We start from the raw sequence: 17,311 nt of genomic DNA on the forward strand, positions 1-17,311 counted from the left end.
CGTCATGCCCATCGCCGCCGATGACCCCCGCCTGCTCTCGCCGTACATCGCGAAGGCGACCCGCTACGACGATGTGCCGTTCGCGCGCGCCGGCGCCAGCGGGGTGCGCCTGCCCCGTGTCTCACTGGGGCTGTGGCAGAACTTCGGCCGCGGTCGTCCGATCGAGACGCAGCGCGAGATCCTCCTCCACGCGGTCGATCGCGGCGTGGTGCACATCGACCTCGCCAACAACTACGGCCCGCCCTACGGTGCTGCCGAGACGACGTTCGGCACCGTGCTCGAGAGCGACCTGCGTCGCTACCGCGACGAGCTGTTCCTGACGACGAAGGCCGGCTACGACATGTGGCCGGGGCCGTACGGCGACGGCGGGTCGCGCAAGTACCTGATGCGCTCGCTCGAGCAGAGTCTCACGCGGATGCGCACCGACTACGTCGACGTGTTCTACTCCCACCGCGTCGACCCCGACACGCCCCTCGAAGAGACGATGCAGGCGCTCGTCGACATCGTGCGCAGCGGCAAGGCGCTCTACGTCGGCATCTCCAACTACCCCGCCGAGCTCACACGTCGCGCGCACGCGCTGCTCGCCGCCGAGGGCGTGCGCCTGCTCGTACACCAGCCCCGTTACTCGCTGTTCGACCGCACTCCCGAGGCGGAGCTCTTCCCGGCCCTGCGGGAGCTGCAGGTCGGCAGCGCCGTCTTCTCGCCGCTGGCGCAGGGGCTGCTGACCGCCAAGTATCTCGACGGCACGGTCCCTGCCGACTCGCGCGCCGCCGACAGCCACTTCCTCAACAGCAGCGCGCTCACCGACGACTACCTGCGCCGCATCCGGGGAATCGACGGCGTCGCGCAGGATGCGGGACTGTCGATCCCGCAGCTCGCGATCGCGTGGGTGCTGCGCGACGAGGTCGTGACCACCGCGATCATCGGCGCCTCGCGCCCGGGCCAGATCGATGACGCGATCGCCGCGAGCAAGGCCGAGCTCTCGCCCGAGGTCGTCGCCGCTCTCGACGAGTTCGCCGCGCCCGTCGGCGGCTCGGTCAACTGACGGGGTTCACCACCACGACCTCGACGTTCGGTGCGCGCTCGAAGGATGCGAGCTGAGCTGGAGTGGCCGCGGAGTCGGTGATCAGGGTGTATTCACCCACGTCGGCCCAGGCATCGAAGGGTGCCTGGTCGAGTTTCGAGGAGTCTGCGAGCACGTAGACCTTGCGGCCTCGTTGCGCCATCAGTTCCTTCGTACGCGTCTGCTCGAGGTCGGCCTCGCAGATGCCGAGGTCGGCGCGAATGGCATCCGCACCCAGGAAGACCCGATCGGCCGTGACGCGGGACAGTGACAAATCGGTGAGCGCACCCACGAGCCCCTGGCTGATGTGACGGATGCGACCCCCGAGTACCACGACCTCCACATCGTCGGCGGCAGCCAGTTCCATAATCGAGGTCAGGCCGTTCGTGAAGACGGTCAGCGAGGTTCGGCTTCGCAGCGCAGCAGCTAGTCGCCCCGTGGTGGTGCCGGCATCGAGGATGATCTTCTCCCCATCGGCCACGAGCGATGCGCAGTATCTCGCGATGGCCTCCTTCTCGGCACGTGCGGTCTGGGATCGCTGAGCGAGGCTCGGCTCGCTGTAGCCGGGGGTGGGCAGCGCAGCGCCCCCAAGGGTGCGCGTGAGGCGGCCTTCTGCGCTGAGGCGTTGCAGATCGCGTCGGACCGTCGACTCGGTCACGTCGAGGCGGGCGGAGAGTTCCTCGACGGTGAGCTGGCCGTGGGCGGCGAGGAGCTCGAGCGTCCTCGCTCGGCGGAGAGCACCGTTCATGGCCTCAGCGTATCGGGCGCGCCGCGCAAGGCGATAGAGGGAATCTGCGCGGTACGCGCGAACAGAAGATCGATTGTTATGAGATCTTGCGCATAACGCGCAGATTGTGGAGGATGGAGGCGTTGCGACGAGCGCGACACAAAGACCTTCCGTCAATGGTGATTGGAGTACGACATGGCTGTGTTGAAGAGCCCACCGCGCAGGTGGTCGGTCGTTGGAGCGGTGGTCCTGGCCGCAACGCTTGCGCTCTCGGGGTGCGCGGGAGGGAGCGGAGCATCCTCCACCACTCTCACCATCGCGATCAATGGCGAGCCTCAGAGCCTCGACCCCGCGAAGAACGGTGGCGACTACCAGCAGATCGTTCAGTGGCTCTCCTACGAGCCGCTCATCCGCCAGAACGCGGACGGCACGTTCTCGCCGGGGCTCGCTGAATCGTGGGAGTACGTCGGCGACGACAACACGACGTTCGAGATGAACCTGCGACCCGACGCGACCTTCGCCGATGGCACCCCGGTCACCGCCGAAGCGGTCGTCGACACGATCGAGTACTACGTGGCGACCCCGGGCACGCTCCACTCCGTCATCGACGCGCTGACAGACGTGGAAGCCGTTGACGACGACACGGTCCGCGTGGTCTACAGCCAACCGAACCCGATCCTGCCGTACGTCTTCAGCCAGATGACGAGCTACGGAAACGTCATCAGTCCGGCCGGTCTCGCCGACCCGGAGAAGCTCGGATCGGCAACTTTCGGTGCGGGTCCGTACATCCTCGACTCGGCCGGCACAGTGACCGGCGACCGCTACACCTTCACGAAGAACGATGCGTACTGGAATCCCGACGCGCAGCACTACGAGAAAGTGGTGGTCCGGGTGATCGGAGATGCGCAGACGGCGCTGAGCGCGCTGCGCACCGGCCAGATCAATGTCAGCACGGTGACGACGCAATCCCAACTCACGGAGGCCCAGGCGGCGTCGGTCGATATCTTGACGGGCAAGCCGCTGTCGATCGTGGTCTGGCTCATCGACCGTGACGGGCAGATCAACCCCGCGATGGGTGATGTGCGCGTACGCCAGGCGCTGAATTACGCGATCGACCGAGAGGCCATCGCGAAGGCTCTCGGAGAGGCCTACACGCCGCTCAATCAGTACGTACCGCCCGGACTCATCGGTTTCTCAGATGCGCTGGATGACGCCTACGCCTATGACCCCGCGCGGGCCAAGCAGCTGCTTGCGGACGCGGGCTTCAGCGGCGGATTCACGCTGAACTTCGCCACGAACACGGACAACCGTGACGCGGAGGTCTCGCAGATCCTCGTCGAGCAGTGGAACGCCATCGGCGTCACGGCGAATCTGACCACGTACAACAACCAGCCGGGAGAGATGTTCGGAGCCATCGGCGACGGTCAGGTGGCCGCGCTCACCTTCGCGCTGAACGCCGACGTCACCACCCAGCAGTCGCTGCTGACCGCGCAGTCCGTCTTCAACCCCTCCGGGCTGACATCCCCGGAGGTCGATGCCGCCTACGCGGCACTGGCTGTCGCCCCGGAGGCCGAGGTGGCCTCGGCGGCCGAGGCCGTCAGCGCCGCCATCAGTGCGGATGCCTGGTTCGCACCGGTGGTCAGCGTGGACAGCTACGTGTTCGCCAAGGGCGTCGCCGATCTCGGACCGCTGGCAGCCAACGGTGCGCTCGATCTGCTCGACTGGAAGCCGGCGTCCTGAGGGACTGAGTTATGAGAATCCTGATTGTCCTGGGGCGCCGACTGATCTGGTCCGTTCCGCTTCTGTTCGCCGTATCCATCATCACCTTCGCGCTTGCCTCCCTGATGCCCGGTGATGTTGCCACGGTGATCCTCGGCACGGGGTCTACGCCGGAGCAGCGTGCCATCGTCACCGAGCAGCTGGGTCTGGATCAGCCGATGATCGTCCAGTACGGCACATGGCTGCTCAATGCGCTCCAGGGCAATCTCGGATCATCTCTCTTCAGCGGCGAGAGCGTGGCCGGCATGCTCGGTGCTCGACTTCCGGTCACTCTCTCGCTCGCTGCTCTGACCCTCGTCGTCTGCGTCATCATCGGTGTGGCGCTGGGAACCGTCTCGGCCATCCGGGGCGGGCCCATCGCCCGACTGCTCGATGCGACTTCGCTGGTCGCAATGAGCATCCCGAGTTTCTGGTTCGCGGCGGTGGTCATCATCCTGTTCGCTGTCACAATCCCGCTGTTCCCCGTCAGCGGGTACGTCGCCTTCGCGGATTCGCCACAGCTCTGGCTGGCCTCGCTCGTGCTGCCGGTCTTCTGTCTCGCGACCAGCAGCGTCGCAGGTCTCGCGCTGCAGATGCGCGGGCAGATGGTGGCGACCTTCCGTAGCGACTTCGTGCGCGCGCTGCGCGCCAACGGCATCTCCTCTCGGTCCATTCTCTACACGCACATCCTCAAGAACGCGGCGGGGCCGGTCGTGACTCTGACCGGACTGCTCGTGGTGACTCTGTTGGGAGGCACCGTCTTCATGGAGAAGGTCTTCGGCATGGCCGGACTCGGAACGCTCGCCGTCAACGCGACGGCCCGTCACGACCTGCCGGTCATCCAGGGGGTGGTCGTCTACTTCACGCTCGTCGTGGTCGCCGTCAACCTCATCACCGATGTCGCTTACGCAGCGCTGAACCCGAAGGTGGTCACCGCATGACCGACACCGAGGTTCTCCTCGCGGAGGAGAGTCAGCCGGCGGTCAAACGCCCGAACTTCCTCCGCGCCACCATCCGGCGACCCAGCGCCCTCGTATCGCTGCTGTTCCTGGTGATCGTCGTTCTCGCCTGCCTGTTTGCGGGAGTGATCAGCCCCTACAGCCCGTACGCGCAGAATCTGGACGCGGTCTACGAGCTGCCGAGTGTCGCGCACCCGCTCGGAACCGACTCCCTCGGTCGCGACCTGCTCGCCCGCCTGCTCTTCGGCGGGCAGGTCACCCTCTCCGGCGCGCTGATCGCCGTGGTCGTGTACGTGGTCCTCGGTGTCCTCGTCGGAATACTCGCCGGAACGGCGGGAGGGCGCTTCGATGCGGTCATCATGCGGTTCGTCGATCTCATGCAGTCGATTCCGGGGCTGATCGTCCTCCTGGTCGTCCTGGCGATCTTCGGGTCCAACGAGATCGCAGCGATGGTGACGCTCGGCGCTCTGTCCTCGCCGAGTCTGATCCGCGTGGTTCGCGGGTCGACCCTCGCCGCGAAGACCGAGCTGTACGTCACGGCGGGACGCGTCGCAGGTCTGACGCCGGGCCAGATCCAGCGCCGACACATCCTTCCCGCCATCAGCGGGCCGGCCATCACTCAGGCGACGCTTTTCGCTGCGGCCGCCATCCTCACAGAAGCGGGGTTGGGATATCTCGGATTGGGCGTGCAGCCACCGCAGCCCAACTGGGGCAACCTGATCAACGACGCGCAGCAGGCCATGATGATCCAACCGTGGATGCTCGTTCCCACGGGCGGTGTGCTCGTGCTCGTCTCGCTCGCATTGGGCCTGCTGGGAAATGCCATTCGTGACGCGTACATGGGCCGCGGCGCGCGCTCGGATCAGCAAGAGCAGAGCTGGAAGGCGATCGCGCCTCGCGCGGCGCTGGCGGATCAGCGCATCGCACCCGACGGCGAGGTCCTGCTGTCCATTCGTGAATTGAGCGTCGCTCTCGACGAGGGAGCGACGACGATTGTCGACCGCGTGAGCCTGGATGTGAGAGCGGGTGAGGCCGTCGGCATCGTGGGCGAGTCGGGGTGCGGCAAGACGATGTTCGTCACGGCTCTGCTGCGCGTGACCCCGCCGGGCTCCGTCGTCACCGCGGGTGCGTGCAGCTTCGGCGGCATCGAACTCATGGAGCTCAGCGAAAAGTCCATCAACTCCGTGAGAGGCCGCGAGATCGCGTACATCTCGCAGGAGCCGATCTCGAGTCTGGATCCCGTCTTCACGGCCGGGCAGCAGGTCGCGGAGGCCGTTCGACAGCACAGGCGAGTCAGCCGCAGGCAGGCGCGGCGGATCGCCCTGGAGCTGTTCGCGCAGGTCCGACTTCCCGACCCTGCTGCTGCCGCGGCGCGATATCCGCACGAGCTCTCCGGAGGAATGGCGCAGCGCGTCGCCATCGCACGCGCCCTCGCCGGGAACCCGCGCATCCTCATCGCGGACGAACCCACGACTGCTTTGGACGTCACTGTGCAGGCGGAGATCCTCGATCTGCTGCGGGAGTTGCGAGAGCAAACGGGGATGGCGCTGATCATGGTGACGCACGACTGGGGCGTGCTCGCCGACTCTTGCGAACGAGCCGTCGTGATGTACGCCGGGCAGATCGTGGAAGAGGCGTCGGTCGAATCGCTTGTGAGCGCGCCGCGGCACCCGTACTCGAAGGCACTCTTGGAGTCGAACCCCTCAGAGGTCGAGGTCGGAGTGCGGTTGCCGACGATCCCGGGGCTGGTGCCGCGACCTGGCACCTGGCCCACCTCGTGCCGCTTCGCCGACCGATGCGCGTTCGCGCGGGACGACTGTCGACAGGCTCCCATCGCCTTGTCTCAGGTCGCCGACAGGTCCTTCCGGTGCCTCCATCCCCGTACGGACGATGTCAGAGAGAAGGCCGTGTCGTGAGCGTTCCCCTCCTTCAGGTCGACTCTCTCGAGGTCACCTACGCGGGCCGACGCAGAAGCGCCGCCCACCGTGCACTCGACGGTGTGTCCATCGAGCTGCATCGCGGCGAGACCCTGGGGATCGTCGGCGAGTCCGGCTCGGGAAAGTCGACCCTCGGCAACTCGGTCCTCGGGCTCACGCCGATCCTCGGGGGACGCATCACCTTCGACGGCCAGGACATCACACGGTCGCGCGGTCGCGCGCGACGCGTGCTGAGTCGGCGGATGCAGGCGATCTTCCAAGACCCGTACAGTTCGTTGAATCCGCACCGCACCGTGGGTCAGAGCATCACCGAGACCCTGGAAGGTACGGGGGTCGCCGATCGGGACGAGCGGCGTCGCAGGGCGATGACGATGCTGGCGAACGTCGGGCTCGACGAATCTTCCTATGACCGATTCCCGGGCCAGTTCTCGGGGGGGCAACGGCAGCGGATCTCCATTGCTCGCGCCATGCTCCCAGAGCCCGAACTGGTCATCTGCGACGAGGTGGTCTCCGCGCTCGATCTTTCCGTGCAGGCGCAGGTGATGAACCTGTTGGCCGATCTGCAGCGTGAGCGTTCCCTGTCATACCTCTTCATCACCCACGACCTGTCGGTGGTCAAGCACCTGTGCCAGCGCGTGATCGTGCTGCGCGGCGGGCGCATCGTCGAGCAGGGCACAACGATGCAAGTGCTCGAGGACCCGCAGACGGCCTACACGAAACGTCTGGTGCTGGCAGCCCCCGTGCTTGATCCGAAGCGCCAGCGCGAGCGGCGGATCGAGCGCATCGGTGCCGTCACGACGAACTTCCCGACCCAGCGAGGAGCATGATGCCTTTTCTATCGATCAACGATTCCGACATCTTTTACACGGACCACGGCTCGGGGCGGCCTCTCGTGCTGCTGCACGGACGTTCCGCATCGGGCGCGTGTTGGGACTGGCACATCGACCGGCTACGGGATCGCTACCGCGTGATCGCGTTCGACAGCGTGAACCACGGGTTCTCCTCCAACTCACCGATCGATCAGCCCGAGCCCGACCGCGTGGCCGAGTTGGAGCAGTTGCTCGCCGCCCTGGAGATCGAACGCCCCGTCCTGGTGGGGCAGTCGATGGGGTCCATGACGAGCCTGCGCTGGGCCGCGCGCCATCCATCCGAGGCCGATGCGCTGGTTCTGGCCGGCATGGGCTGGCCGATCCCGCCCGTCGAGTCGATCGGTCCCGCACCTCTGCGCGATGGCCTCTGGCTCGAGTCGCGTAACTTCAATGAGGCGTGGGCTGCGAAGCATCCCCGCATCGTGGCCCAGTACTCGCGGATGCGGTCCACGGCGACCGCCATCGAGACGTCGTTGCGCCCGCGCGTATCGATGCCCGGCGAGTGGAGCGATCCGGCGTTCGGTGGTCAGCTCGCCGGCATCAAGAGCGCGGTGACACTCTTCGTCGGCGCCGACGATTTCATGGCCGATCCGGTTCGATCTTTGGGGGCGACAATCCCGCATGCCAGGGTGATCGTCGCTCAGGATGCCCACCACAACGCCTACGTGCAGTGTCTCGACGAGTTCGTCGAACTCATCGACGAGGCGATCGCCGCGGTGGAGGAGCGCGTCTGATGCCAGAGCTCGGAGCCGTCCTCGGGACCATGACGTTCGGCGACACCGTCGACATCGATACCGCGACCACGATGGTGGACGTGGCCCTTGCCGAGGGAGTGACCCGCATCGACACGGCGAACGGCTACGCCGGTGGCGCAGCGGAGTCGATGCTCGCCACCATCCTGCGCGGTCGTCGACACCGCATCGAGCTGGCGTCCAAAGTGGGAATCCCGCACCCTGACGCACAGGGACTCGCCCCGTTGTCGGCAGACGCGATCCGCCGCTGCGTCGCCGGCAGCCTCGCGCGGCTCGAGGTCGACTCCATCGACCTGCTGTACCTCCACCAGCCCGATCGGCTCACGCCCGTCGAGGAGACCCTCGCAGCGCTCGGAGAGCTGATCGGCGGCGGCGCGATCGCTTCCTGGGGCGTGTCGAATTACTCGGCATGGCAAGTCGCCGAGCTCAGTCATGCCGCGCGGCGGCTGGGTCTGCCCGGACCGCGCGTCGGGCAGCAGGTCTACAGCATCGTCGCGCGGCGGCTAGATGAGGAGTACCTCGAGTACGCGCGCACCGCAGGTATCGAAACCATGGTCTACAACCCGCTCGCCGGTGGACTGCTCAGCGGTCGCCATGACCTGGCTAAGCGACCCGAACACGGACGGTTCGGCGACAGCCGGTTGGCCGACATGTACACGCAGCGATATTGGAATGCCGCGATGCTCAGTGCCGTAACGGAGCTGTCGAAGATCGCGGACGAGGCGGGGGTGCCGCTCGCGGACCTCGCCATCCGATGGCTTGTCGGACGCGACGGGATCGACACCGTGCTCCTGGGCGGATCACGGGTGGACCACCTTGAGACCAACCTCGCGTCGATTCGCCGGGGCCCCTTGCCCGATGACGTCGTGGCGGCGTGCGACGCAGTCGGCGCCGAGCTGCGCGGGCCGATGCCCGCCTACAACCGTTGAGATCTCCGAGAGAGGACGCGAGAACGATGAGCGCAGATTTCGCCGCTCGCATGCGAGCGGGTGGCACCGCAGTGGGGTATTGGGTCGTCACGGACAACCCGATCGCGACGGAGCGCGTCGCGATGACGGGATACGACTACATCGCCGTCGACATGCAGCACGGACTCATCGGCTATCAAGGCATGGTTCACGCGCTCCTGGCCATCAGCGCCGCAAACGCGCCGGTCGGTGTCGTTCGGGTGGGTGAGAACAGCGTTGCCGCGATCGGTCGGGCGCTGGACTCCGGCGCGTCCGCGGTCATCGTTCCCCTCGTGAACACCGCGGCGGATGCGGCGGCCGCCGTCGCTGCGACGCGCTACCCGCCCGCGGGTGCGCGGTCCTACGGTCCGATGCGATCAGGACTGCGCATCGGGCCGGCGCCAGCCGAGGCGGATGCGAGCGTGCTGGTGCTGGCCATGATCGAAACGCCGCAGGGCCTGGCCAACCTCGACGAGATCGCCGCCGTGCCCGGGCTCGACGGTTTGTACGTGGGGCCCTCCGACCTCACGCTGGCGCTGGGCGGGGTAACCCCCACCGATCCTTCTGTCGCCATGGATTTCGATGCCGCCCTGCGAAGGGTTCTCGCGGCCTGTCGGCAACACGATCTGATCCCCGGCATCCACTCGGCCTCAGGGGAGATCGCGCAGAAACGCCTCGCAGACGGATTCCGGTTCGTGTCTGTCGCCTCCGACCTCGTTCATCTCGAGCACGCGGCGCGGCACCATCTGTCGATTGCGCGGAGTGCCTCGTGACCTCCCGATACGCCAGGCAGCGTGACGTGCCCTCCGCAATCGACGCCGCGCGGATCGATGGTGTGCTGCGGGCTGTCGCAGAGGGACGCGAGGACGCATACCTCAGCGCGGGAACAGCCCAGAGCCACGCAGCCATGCTGGAGCGCTTGCCCGACGGAAGCCTCGGCATGGTCTGGTTCGGCGGGACGCAGGAGGGTGTGTCGGACATCTCCGTCTGGTTCTCACGCTTCGATGAGGTCGATCATTGCTGGTCGGCGGCGCAGCGGCTCAGCGACGACCCCGACCGATCCGAACAGAATCCCGTGCTGTTCACGACGCCCGCGGGTGAGCTCTGGCTGCTGTTCACCGCGCAGCACGCGGGTGACCAGGACACGGCCCACGTGCGTCGCCGCCGTTCCTCGGACAGCGGGCGAAGCTGGAGCGACGTCGAGACGCTGTTCCCCGCCGATGACGTGGGCGGCATCTTCGTCCGGCAGCCCATCGTCGTCACACCGAGCGGACGCTGGATCCTGCCGATCTTTCACTGCGTTCGTGTGCCGGGGCAGCGCTGGACGGGCGAGGTCGACACGAGTGCGGTCATGATCTCCGACGATGCCGGGGCGCATTGGCGTGAAGTCGTGGTTTCTGAGAGCACGGGGCTCGTACACATGAGCGTCGTGTTGATCGATGACGGGAGTCTGCATGCCCTGTTCCGCAGCCGTTGGGCCGACGCCATCTACGAGTCCCGTTCCCTGGATGAAGGAGAGACCTGGTCGTTGCCGGAACCCACTGCCCTTCCCAACAACAACTCATCGATTCAGCACAGGATGTCGCCGGGAGGCCGGATCGCGTTGGTGTACAACCACAGCAGCCGCGACGACGCCACGGAGAGGCGTGCCTCGCTGTACGACGAGATCGACGACACTGCGGCCCTTCGACACGAGGCGCCCGCTGAACCGTCGTCGCTCGGGCGAGCATTCTGGGGAGCGCCCCGCGCGCCGTTGACACTGGCACTCTCGGACGACTCAGGACGGAGCTGGTGGGTGCTCGATGACCTGGACCAGGGTGACGGCTACTGCCTCACGAACGATTCGCTGCATGGGCGAAATCGCGAGTTCTCCTACCCGACTGTGCTCCCTTCGCCGGACGGCGGATGGGATGTCGCTTACACCTACCACCGGCAGGCCATCAAACACGTGCGGCTGAGCTCCGAATGGGTGGACGCGCGTCCATGACGGTATGGGGGATGGTGGCGGACGATCTCACGGGAGCCGTCGACGCGGCAGCGGGGTTCTCGGCAATGGGTCTGCCGGCGATCGTCGCCTGTGAGGGGATCGACACGCCGCTCGACGAAGGGGTGACAGTCGTCGTCACCGGCGCACGTGCTTGGGATCCGGAGCTGAGCACGGCTGCGACCCAGACCGCGGTCGAGACGCTCGTTCGTGGAGGCGCCGAGCGACTGTTCGTGAAGATCGACTCCACGGCGCGCGGCTCCACTCGCTATCAGATTCTCGGGGCGCTGACGGGGTGGAGTGCACGCGAACCGGACGCGGCAGCAGTGATCTGCCCGGCCTTCCCCGCCCTCGGCCGTGTGGTGCGTGGTGCGTGTGTCTTCGTCCACGACGTTCCGCTTGCGTTGAGCCCGGCTTCCAGCGATGCCGTCACGCCGGTGGATGAGTCCGATCTGCGCGCAATCCTCGATGCGCGGCCTGTACGGGTGGGTGACACCGTGCGTCCGGGAGAGCGGGTGGTTCTGGACGCGCAGACAGACGAGGATCTCGATGACGTCGCGGCTACCATCCTTGCCGCCGGCCCCTCGGCCATCGCCGTGGGCTCCGGCGGACTGGCCGCGGCGCTCGGGCGAGCCGAGCCCGCGACGTGGCCCGCATCGACCGATTCGCAACGGGTGGATGGGCCCATCATGGTCGCCGTCAGCTCCCGGCATCCCCGCGCCTTGGCGCAGCTCGACGCGCTGTCTTCGGCGGCGAGCGATGTCCGCGTCTTCACAACCTCCCGGGAGTGGACGGCGCCCGCGGTGGCCGCCCAGGAGCTTGCGGCGCGCGTTGCGGTCGCCGTGGAGGCGACGCGACCGGCGGCTCTCGTCTTGGTCGGCGGGGACGGCGCATCCCGCATCCTGCACGCGCTGGGGGCGCGTCGTCTGCGCGTACGCGGAGCCCTCACGCCCGGCAGCGGTCTCAGCACGATCGAGGGCGGCATCGTCTCTGGCGTTCCGGTCGTCACTAAATCCGGCGGGTTCGGACCAGACGACGAGCTTCTCACGCTCGTCGAACGCCTGCGGCGCCCTCGCTTCTCTTCCACCCTCCTCGAACCGAAGGATCCCTCATGACTGCATCCGTTCTGCCTCTGCTCGCCATCACTCTGGGCGACGTCGCCGGGGTCGGCCCGGAGATCACTGCGAAGGCTCTCCTCGTCAATCCGGATTTGCGTGAAGAGTGCATTCCCGTCGTCATCGGGGACGCGGATGCGATGCGCAGAGGAGCGGCCGAGGCGGGACTCGACCCGGAAGCCGTTCGAGTGATCTCCTCCCCTCGAGACGCCACGAATGATCCGGGTCTCATCGAGATCGTGCAGGTCGGCGACTCGCTCGCGGATGTGCCTGTGGGCGAGTTGAGCGGGAAAGCGGGCAACGGGGCGTACCTGTTCGTCGTCGAGGCCTGCCGCCTCGCCCGCGAGGGCGAGGTGGACGCGATCGTCACGGCCCCCCTGAACAAGGCGGCGATGCATGCCGGCGGTCATACGTGGCCCGGGCACACCGAACTGCTGGCGCATGAGTTCGGTGTTGAGAACTTCAGTCTGGTGCTGTCCGCGGGTGACTTTTATTTGTTCCACCTGACGGCTCATGTCTCACTGCAGCAGGCGATTCGAGACTGCACTCCCGAGCGGGCCGATGATGTCCTCACACTTGCCGGCGCCTTCTTGAAGGCGCGGGGAAAGCAGAATCAGGCGATCGGCTTCTGCGGGCTCAACCCCCACGCGGGTGAGAACCGGATCTTCGGCGATGAGGATGCCGATGTGATCGCGCCGGCCGTGCAGCGCGCGCGCGAGCGCGGCATCAACGCCCACGGCCCACTTCCGGCGGATGCGGTGATCCCGGCTGCGGTGCGTGGCAAATGGCAGACCGTCATCGCGTGCTACCACGACCAGGGTCACGCGCCGTTCAAAGCCGTCTACGGCGATGATGGCGTCAACATCACCATCGGGCTTCCCGTCGTGCGCGTCTCGGTTGACCACGGAACCGCCTTCGATATCGCGGGACAGGGGATCGCGCGAGAGGCAAGCCTTGTCCTCGCGTGCCGTCGCGCGGCGGAGCTGGCTCCCGGCTGGGAGAGCGTGTGGGAGGCGGCCTCCGGCTCCTCATCCGTCCACTCCGCGTGAGACCGTCGTCCCGAAAAACAGTCGCCGCGCTGTCGAGCGCTGCATTCGCGTACGGGCTTCTGCAGTCGTGCGTCACCCCGATGCTGCCCGCGCTCGCCCGCGAATACGGCGTCGATGAGGCAGCGTCTGCCTGGCTCGTGACGGGCTTTCTGCTCTCGGCTTCGATCGCGACACCGTTGGGCGGGCGCCTCGGGGACATGTACGGTCGGGGACGCATCCTGCGGTGGGTGCTCTGGATCTTCGCGGCGGCCAGTGCGATGGCCGCTGCGGCGCCCACCTACGAGTTACTTCTGGCGGCGCGGGTGGGGCAGGGTGTGGGTGGGGCGCTCTTCCCGTTGGCTTTCGGGATCTATCGCGAGCATCTGTCGGCGGGGCGCTTGGCCGCCGCTGTCGGGCTGACTTCGTCCGTCATCGCCGTCGGTAGCGGGATCGGGGTGGTCGTGGTCGGTCCCCTCGAACGCGCGGGCGGCTCTCATGGCGTCTTCGCGACGGCGGCGATGCTCGTGGTGATCTCCGCTGCCCTCGTGACGCTGGTGATATCGCCGCACGTGGGTGGTACGGGGGGAACGATCGACGTACCCGGTGCTGCGTTACTCGTGGTGTGGCTGTCAGCGCTGCTGGTCGCGCTGAGCGAGCTCGCCCGAGGCGGAATGGCCCTCCCCCTCGTCCCGGTGCTCTTCGGGGCCTCCGCTGTGGCCTTCGCGCTGTGGATCCTCGTCGAGCGACGTGCGCGCACCCCAATCGTCAACGTCAAGCTCTTGGCGACGTCGGTTGTCCTGCTTCCGAATCTGCTCGCCTTCGCATTCGGGTTCCTGCTCTTCAGCGGGATGGTGCTCGTGCCCGCATTCGTGCAGGCGCCGGCGGCGGCCGGATTCGGCTTCTCCGCCAGCGTCACCGAGACGAGCTTCTACCTCCTGCCCCAGACGGTCGTGTTCCTCGCCGTCAGCCTGCTCGCCGGACGAATGCACCAATGGCCGGGTGAGCGAGTCTCGATCGTCCTCGGTGCGCTCCTCGCTCTGGTTGGACAGCTCGCGCTCGCCCTCTGGCATGATGACCCGGCACCGGTCATCGCGGCCAGCGCCGTCACGGGAATGGGAATCGGGCTCATCTATACTCACCTCTCCTCGTTCATCGTTCGCACGGTGCCCGCTTCTGAAGTCGGATCGGTGTCGGGAATGAACACCAACATCCGCAACATCGGCGGCGCAGTGGGCGCGCAGCTCAGCGCGTCGATCATCGTCGCGGTGGGTGGCGGAGGCGGATTCACCGTCGCGTTCGCGATCTTGGCCGCAATGGCTCTGGTCGCCGTCGTGCTGTCGGTGATTCTGGCGTTGCCCCGATCTCGGCGTGGGTAACCTTCACCCGCGGGCAGCTCGCCCACGGCAGGATGGGACGCGGAGGCAGGAATGTCGCGAAACGACCAGAAGAAGCTGGCGCAGCACCGCCGGATCGTGGAGCTGCTCGAAACCGAGCCGCTCTACGTGATCACCCGGGCGCTGCAGAACGTGCCGCGCAAGCGTGAGACCACCGAGGGCGGAGCGCGCGCCGCCGTCGAGCGCTGGAACGCGCTCCTGCGCACGCACGACGTCGACGGCCTGCGACGGGCGCTCCTCGGCGGCGACGACGAGAGTCGTGCCATGCGCAACAACTCCGTGTTCGGGGGGATCGTGCCCCGCGACGAGGACGCGGCGTGAGCCGGCTGCTCGTCGGCATCGAGACCGGCGGAATGAAGATCGTCTGAGCGGCGGCCCCGGAGGGGGACCTTCGTCGCATCCTGAGTCGGAGCTCCGTGGCGACCGGAGAGACCGACACCACGCTCGCCGCGGTCGGCGACGTCATCCGATCGTTCGACGACGAGATCGCCGGCGTCGCGATCGCGGCCTGTGCGGCGGCGTGCTCAAGACACCCGGGTTGATCGAGGCGCTGCAGGAGGGCGCCGCCGCCTGAGCGGGTGGGCGCGTTCGGGGCAGGTTTGTCGCGTTGGGGCGCACAGTTCGCGCCCCAACGCGACAAATGCGCCCCAAACGCCGGGATGTGGGTCTAGGCGGCGCGGGGCGCTCGCCGGTCGAGGACCCGCTGCATCGCCACGACCCCCAGCACGACGGCGGCGCCGGCCGCCGCCAGCAGCACCGGACCCAGGACGTCTCCCGTCGGGGCGGTGGCGGCGCCTGCCGCATCCTGCCAAGGCCAGAGAGCCCGGAGAGAGCCGAGCATGAGCCCGGTCATGATGGCGAGCATCGCCGCGTGGAAGCGGGCGAGCAGCATCCGGAGGACGTTGACGAACAGGTTGAGGCCGATGATCGCGCCGATCGCGAAGGCGAGGATGTAGGGCACGTTGCGCTCGTTCAGGGCGACGAGCGTCGTCTCGTAGAGGCCGAACACGAGCAGCAGGAAGGCGCCCGACAGGCCGGGGAGCACGAGAGCGCAGACGGCGACGGATGCGGCGAGGGCCACGATCACGAGCGGCGGGTCCTCGAGGGTTCCCGAGGGAAGCCCGGTGAGGACGAAGGCGGCGACCGCCGCGCCGAGGGCCACGACGGCGAGGCGCCAGGTCCAGTCGCGCCCCAGCATCCGGATCGGGATGAGCAGGGATGCGGCGATCATGCCCCCGAACACCGCGCGGGTCTCGGTCGGGAACTCCTGCACGAGCGGGGCGAGGAGCTTCGCGCCGAGCACGACCGCCAGCACCATCCCCAGGAGCACCGGCGCGACGATCCGCCAGCGCACGGCGCGGAAGTGGGATGCGGCGCGCGCCAGGCCCTTGCGACGGAAGACATCCGCCAGTGCGAGCGTGCCGCGCACCACGTGGCTGGCGGCTTCGATGAGTGTGGCGTAGACGCCGACGATGAGGGCGACCGTGCCGCCGCTGACCCCCGGAATCACCTCCACCGCGCCGATCAGCGTGCCGCGGACGAGGTCCACGGCGGGTCGGAGGGGTGAGCGTCGGTCGGCAAGGGTGTCGGCCATACCTCCCCACGCTACGCGAGGGGGGCTGTGAGGGGCCACTCGGGCAGGCACGAGGACAAAACGCTGGCCCGCTCCTGCGCGGTTGGGCGAGCGGTGCGTGGCCCGCGGGGTCCCGGTCGGGGCACACTACTTGCGTCGGGGCGGGAGGTTCGCGCCCCCGCGCATCAATCCCGCCCCAGATTCGCCGCGCGCGGAGCCTCTGCGTCGTGGGCCCAATCGAATACGCAGGCTTCGCCTGCTTTCGATTCCCGCGGCAAACACGAAAACAGAGAGGGCCCGGACAAGCCGGGCCCTCTCTGTTTTGGAGGGGCTGACGGGAACCGTCCCCACCGCCTTCTCCACACGCGGCTGCGCCGCGCGCGGAGCCTCTGGCGGCGTGGGCCCACCCAAGGGTTCGATTCACTCTGCCGAGACATGCAAATAGCGGCCCGGACGAGCCGGACCGCTATTTGCATTGAGGGGCTGACGGGAATCGAACCCGCGCTGTCTGCTTGGGAAGCAGAAGTTCTGCCATTGAACTACAGCCCCGGGGGTACGCGGCCAGCATAGCAAAGGGCATTGCTCGCTAGGCTGGGCGGGTGCTGCTCTCGGATCGCGACATCAAGCAGGAACTCGCCGACGGACGCATCGGGCTGGAGCCCTCCGATCCTCAGATGGTGCAGCCCTCCAGCGTCGACGTACGCCTCGACAGGTACTTCCGGCTTTTCGACAACCACAAGTACCCCTTCATCGACCCGGCGGAAGATCAGCCCGAGCTCACCCGGCTGATCGAGGTGCGCCCCGACGAACCGTTCATCCTGCATCCGGGTGAGTTCGCGCTCGGCGCGACCTTCGAGCGGGTCACCCTGCCCGACGACGTCGCCGCCCGCCTCGAGGGCAAGTCCTCGCTCGGCCGCCTCGGCCTGCTGACCCACTCGACGGCGGGATTCATCGACCCCGGTTTCACCGGTCACGTGACCCTCGAGCTCTCCAACGTCGCGACCCTGCCGATCAAGCTCTGGCCCGGCATGAAGATCGGCCAGCTCTGCTTCTTCCGCCTCAGCTCGCCCGCCGAGAACGCCTACGGCTCCGGCCCCTACGGCAACCGCTACCAAGGCCAGCGCGGACCCACCGCATCCCGCTCCTCGCGCAACTTCCACGTCACCGACGTGGGCATCACGGATGCGGGAGCCGCCGGCAGCTGA

At 67.5% G+C, this 17,311-nt stretch carries 17 protein-coding genes and 1 tRNA gene; 15 read left to right on the plus strand and 3 right to left on the minus strand.

Annotated elements, in window-relative coordinates:
* The first annotated feature begins 4 nt into the window (after positions 1-4).
* A complete protein-coding gene (locus tag EHF32_RS13125; RefSeq protein WP_137418599.1) occupies positions 5-1,045 on the plus strand; it encodes an aldo/keto reductase in 1,041 nt (346 codons plus the stop codon).
* Here the strand turns inward: EHF32_RS13125 and EHF32_RS13130 are convergent.
* Entirely contained in the window at positions 1,038-1,811 is a 774-nt protein-coding gene (locus tag EHF32_RS13130) for a DeoR/GlpR family DNA-binding transcription regulator (RefSeq protein ID WP_137418600.1), read from the minus strand. The genes EHF32_RS13125 and EHF32_RS13130 overlap by 8 nt on opposite strands.
* Positions 1,812-1,985: 174 nt before the next feature.
* Here EHF32_RS13130 and EHF32_RS13135 point away from each other — a divergent pair, with 174 nt between their 5' ends.
* From EHF32_RS13135 to EHF32_RS16200, 13 genes are all read left to right on the plus strand, one after another.
* Entirely contained in the window at positions 1,986-3,530 is a 1,545-nt protein-coding gene (locus EHF32_RS13135) for an ABC transporter substrate-binding protein (protein WP_137418601.1), read from the plus strand.
* 11 nt (positions 3,531-3,541) lie between these two features.
* Complete coding sequence (locus EHF32_RS13140; protein WP_202876819.1) at positions 3,542-4,489, plus strand: ABC transporter permease; 948 nt, start codon at positions 3,542-3,544, stop codon at positions 4,487-4,489.
* Positions 4,486-6,423 carry a dipeptide/oligopeptide/nickel ABC transporter permease/ATP-binding protein gene (locus EHF32_RS13145; RefSeq protein WP_137418602.1) on the plus strand — a complete coding sequence of 646 codons (1,938 nt, stop codon included), beginning with the start codon at positions 4,486-4,488 and terminating at the stop codon, positions 6,421-6,423. The genes EHF32_RS13140 and EHF32_RS13145 overlap by 4 nt, the downstream gene beginning before the upstream one ends.
* Positions 6,420-7,271, plus strand: a complete 852-nt coding sequence (locus EHF32_RS13150; RefSeq protein WP_192900737.1) for an ATP-binding cassette domain-containing protein — start codon at positions 6,420-6,422, stop codon at positions 7,269-7,271. The genes EHF32_RS13145 and EHF32_RS13150 overlap by 4 nt, the downstream gene beginning before the upstream one ends.
* Positions 7,271-8,047, plus strand: coding sequence for an alpha/beta fold hydrolase (locus EHF32_RS13155; RefSeq protein ID WP_161594112.1), 777 nt, complete (start codon positions 7,271-7,273; stop codon positions 8,045-8,047). The genes EHF32_RS13150 and EHF32_RS13155 overlap by 1 nt, the downstream gene beginning before the upstream one ends.
* Positions 8,047-8,994 (plus strand): aldo/keto reductase, encoded by a 948-nt coding sequence (locus tag EHF32_RS13160; protein ID WP_137418605.1) that lies wholly within the window; start codon positions 8,047-8,049, stop codon positions 8,992-8,994. The genes EHF32_RS13155 and EHF32_RS13160 overlap by 1 nt, the downstream gene beginning before the upstream one ends.
* 26 nt (positions 8,995-9,020) lie before the next feature.
* Positions 9,021-9,785, plus strand: coding sequence for an HpcH/HpaI aldolase family protein (locus EHF32_RS13165; protein WP_137418606.1), 765 nt, complete (start codon positions 9,021-9,023; stop codon positions 9,783-9,785).
* A 26-nt stretch (positions 9,786-9,811) separates the two neighbouring features.
* Complete coding sequence (locus EHF32_RS13170; protein ID WP_238343710.1) at positions 9,812-10,999, plus strand: sialidase family protein; 1,188 nt, start codon at positions 9,812-9,814, stop codon at positions 10,997-10,999.
* A complete protein-coding gene (locus EHF32_RS13175) occupies positions 10,996-12,111 on the plus strand; it encodes a four-carbon acid sugar kinase family protein (protein WP_161594113.1) in 1,116 nt (371 codons plus the stop codon). Before EHF32_RS13170 ends, EHF32_RS13175 begins: the two co-directional genes overlap by 4 nt.
* Positions 12,108-13,160 (plus strand): 4-hydroxythreonine-4-phosphate dehydrogenase PdxA, encoded by a 1,053-nt coding sequence (pdxA, locus tag EHF32_RS13180; RefSeq protein ID WP_137418608.1) that lies wholly within the window; start codon positions 12,108-12,110, stop codon positions 13,158-13,160. The genes EHF32_RS13175 and pdxA overlap by 4 nt, the downstream gene beginning before the upstream one ends.
* A complete protein-coding gene (locus tag EHF32_RS13185; RefSeq protein WP_161594114.1) occupies positions 13,157-14,515 on the plus strand; it encodes an MFS transporter in 1,359 nt (452 codons plus the stop codon). Before pdxA ends, EHF32_RS13185 begins: the two co-directional genes overlap by 4 nt.
* A 51-nt stretch (positions 14,516-14,566) precedes the next feature.
* Complete coding sequence (locus tag EHF32_RS13190) at positions 14,567-14,854, plus strand: hypothetical protein (RefSeq protein WP_137418610.1); 288 nt, start codon at positions 14,567-14,569, stop codon at positions 14,852-14,854.
* Between the two features lie 95 nt (positions 14,855-14,949).
* Complete coding sequence (locus EHF32_RS16200) at positions 14,950-15,075, plus strand: hypothetical protein (protein WP_272949048.1); 126 nt, start codon at positions 14,950-14,952, stop codon at positions 15,073-15,075.
* A 125-nt stretch (positions 15,076-15,200) separates the two neighbouring features.
* On the opposite strand, the gene EHF32_RS13195 is transcribed toward EHF32_RS16200, so the two are convergent.
* Positions 15,201-16,127 carry a DUF368 domain-containing protein gene (locus EHF32_RS13195; RefSeq protein WP_137418611.1) on the minus strand — a complete coding sequence of 309 codons (927 nt, stop codon included), beginning with the start codon at positions 16,125-16,127 and terminating at the stop codon, positions 15,201-15,203.
* Positions 16,128-16,584: 457 nt separating this feature from the next.
* Positions 16,585-16,655: transfer RNA gene (locus tag EHF32_RS13200), tRNA-Gly, on the minus strand.
* A 50-nt stretch (positions 16,656-16,705) separates the two neighbouring features.
* Between EHF32_RS13200 and dcd the strand changes: the two genes are divergently transcribed.
* Complete coding sequence (dcd, locus tag EHF32_RS13205) at positions 16,706-17,311, plus strand: dCTP deaminase (protein WP_137418612.1); 606 nt, start codon at positions 16,706-16,708, stop codon at positions 17,309-17,311.

The sequence above is a fragment of the Microbacterium sp. RG1 genome (genome assembly GCF_005347485.1).
In the GTDB taxonomy this organism is placed as follows: Bacteria; Actinomycetota; Actinomycetes; order Actinomycetales; family Microbacteriaceae; genus Microbacterium; species Microbacterium binotii_A.

What these genes read in the sequence shown, in the direction of transcription:
- EHF32_RS13125 (WP_137418599.1), top strand. Translation starts at nt 5, where the DNA reads ATGCCCATCGCCGCCGATGACCCCCGCCTGCTCTCGCCGTACATCGCG.
- EHF32_RS13130 (WP_137418600.1), bottom strand. Translation starts at nt 1,811, where the DNA reads ATGAACGGTGCTCTCCGCCGAGCGAGGACGCTCGAGCTCCTCGCCGCC.
- EHF32_RS13135 (WP_137418601.1), top strand. Translation starts at nt 1,986, where the DNA reads ATGGCTGTGTTGAAGAGCCCACCGCGCAGGTGGTCGGTCGTTGGAGCG.
- EHF32_RS13140 (WP_202876819.1), top strand. Translation starts at nt 3,542, where the DNA reads ATGAGAATCCTGATTGTCCTGGGGCGCCGACTGATCTGGTCCGTTCCG.
- EHF32_RS13145 (WP_137418602.1), top strand. Translation starts at nt 4,486, where the DNA reads ATGACCGACACCGAGGTTCTCCTCGCGGAGGAGAGTCAGCCGGCGGTC.
- EHF32_RS13155 (WP_161594112.1), top strand. Translation starts at nt 7,271, where the DNA reads ATGCCTTTTCTATCGATCAACGATTCCGACATCTTTTACACGGACCAC.
- EHF32_RS13160 (WP_137418605.1), top strand. Translation starts at nt 8,047, where the DNA reads ATGCCAGAGCTCGGAGCCGTCCTCGGGACCATGACGTTCGGCGACACC.
- EHF32_RS13165 (WP_137418606.1), top strand. Translation starts at nt 9,021, where the DNA reads ATGAGCGCAGATTTCGCCGCTCGCATGCGAGCGGGTGGCACCGCAGTG.
- EHF32_RS13175 (WP_161594113.1), top strand. Translation starts at nt 10,996, where the DNA reads ATGACGGTATGGGGGATGGTGGCGGACGATCTCACGGGAGCCGTCGAC.
- pdxA (WP_137418608.1), top strand. Translation starts at nt 12,108, where the DNA reads ATGACTGCATCCGTTCTGCCTCTGCTCGCCATCACTCTGGGCGACGTC.
- EHF32_RS13190 (WP_137418610.1), top strand. Translation starts at nt 14,567, where the DNA reads ATGTCGCGAAACGACCAGAAGAAGCTGGCGCAGCACCGCCGGATCGTG.
- EHF32_RS13195 (WP_137418611.1), bottom strand. Translation starts at nt 16,127, where the DNA reads ATGGCCGACACCCTTGCCGACCGACGCTCACCCCTCCGACCCGCCGTG.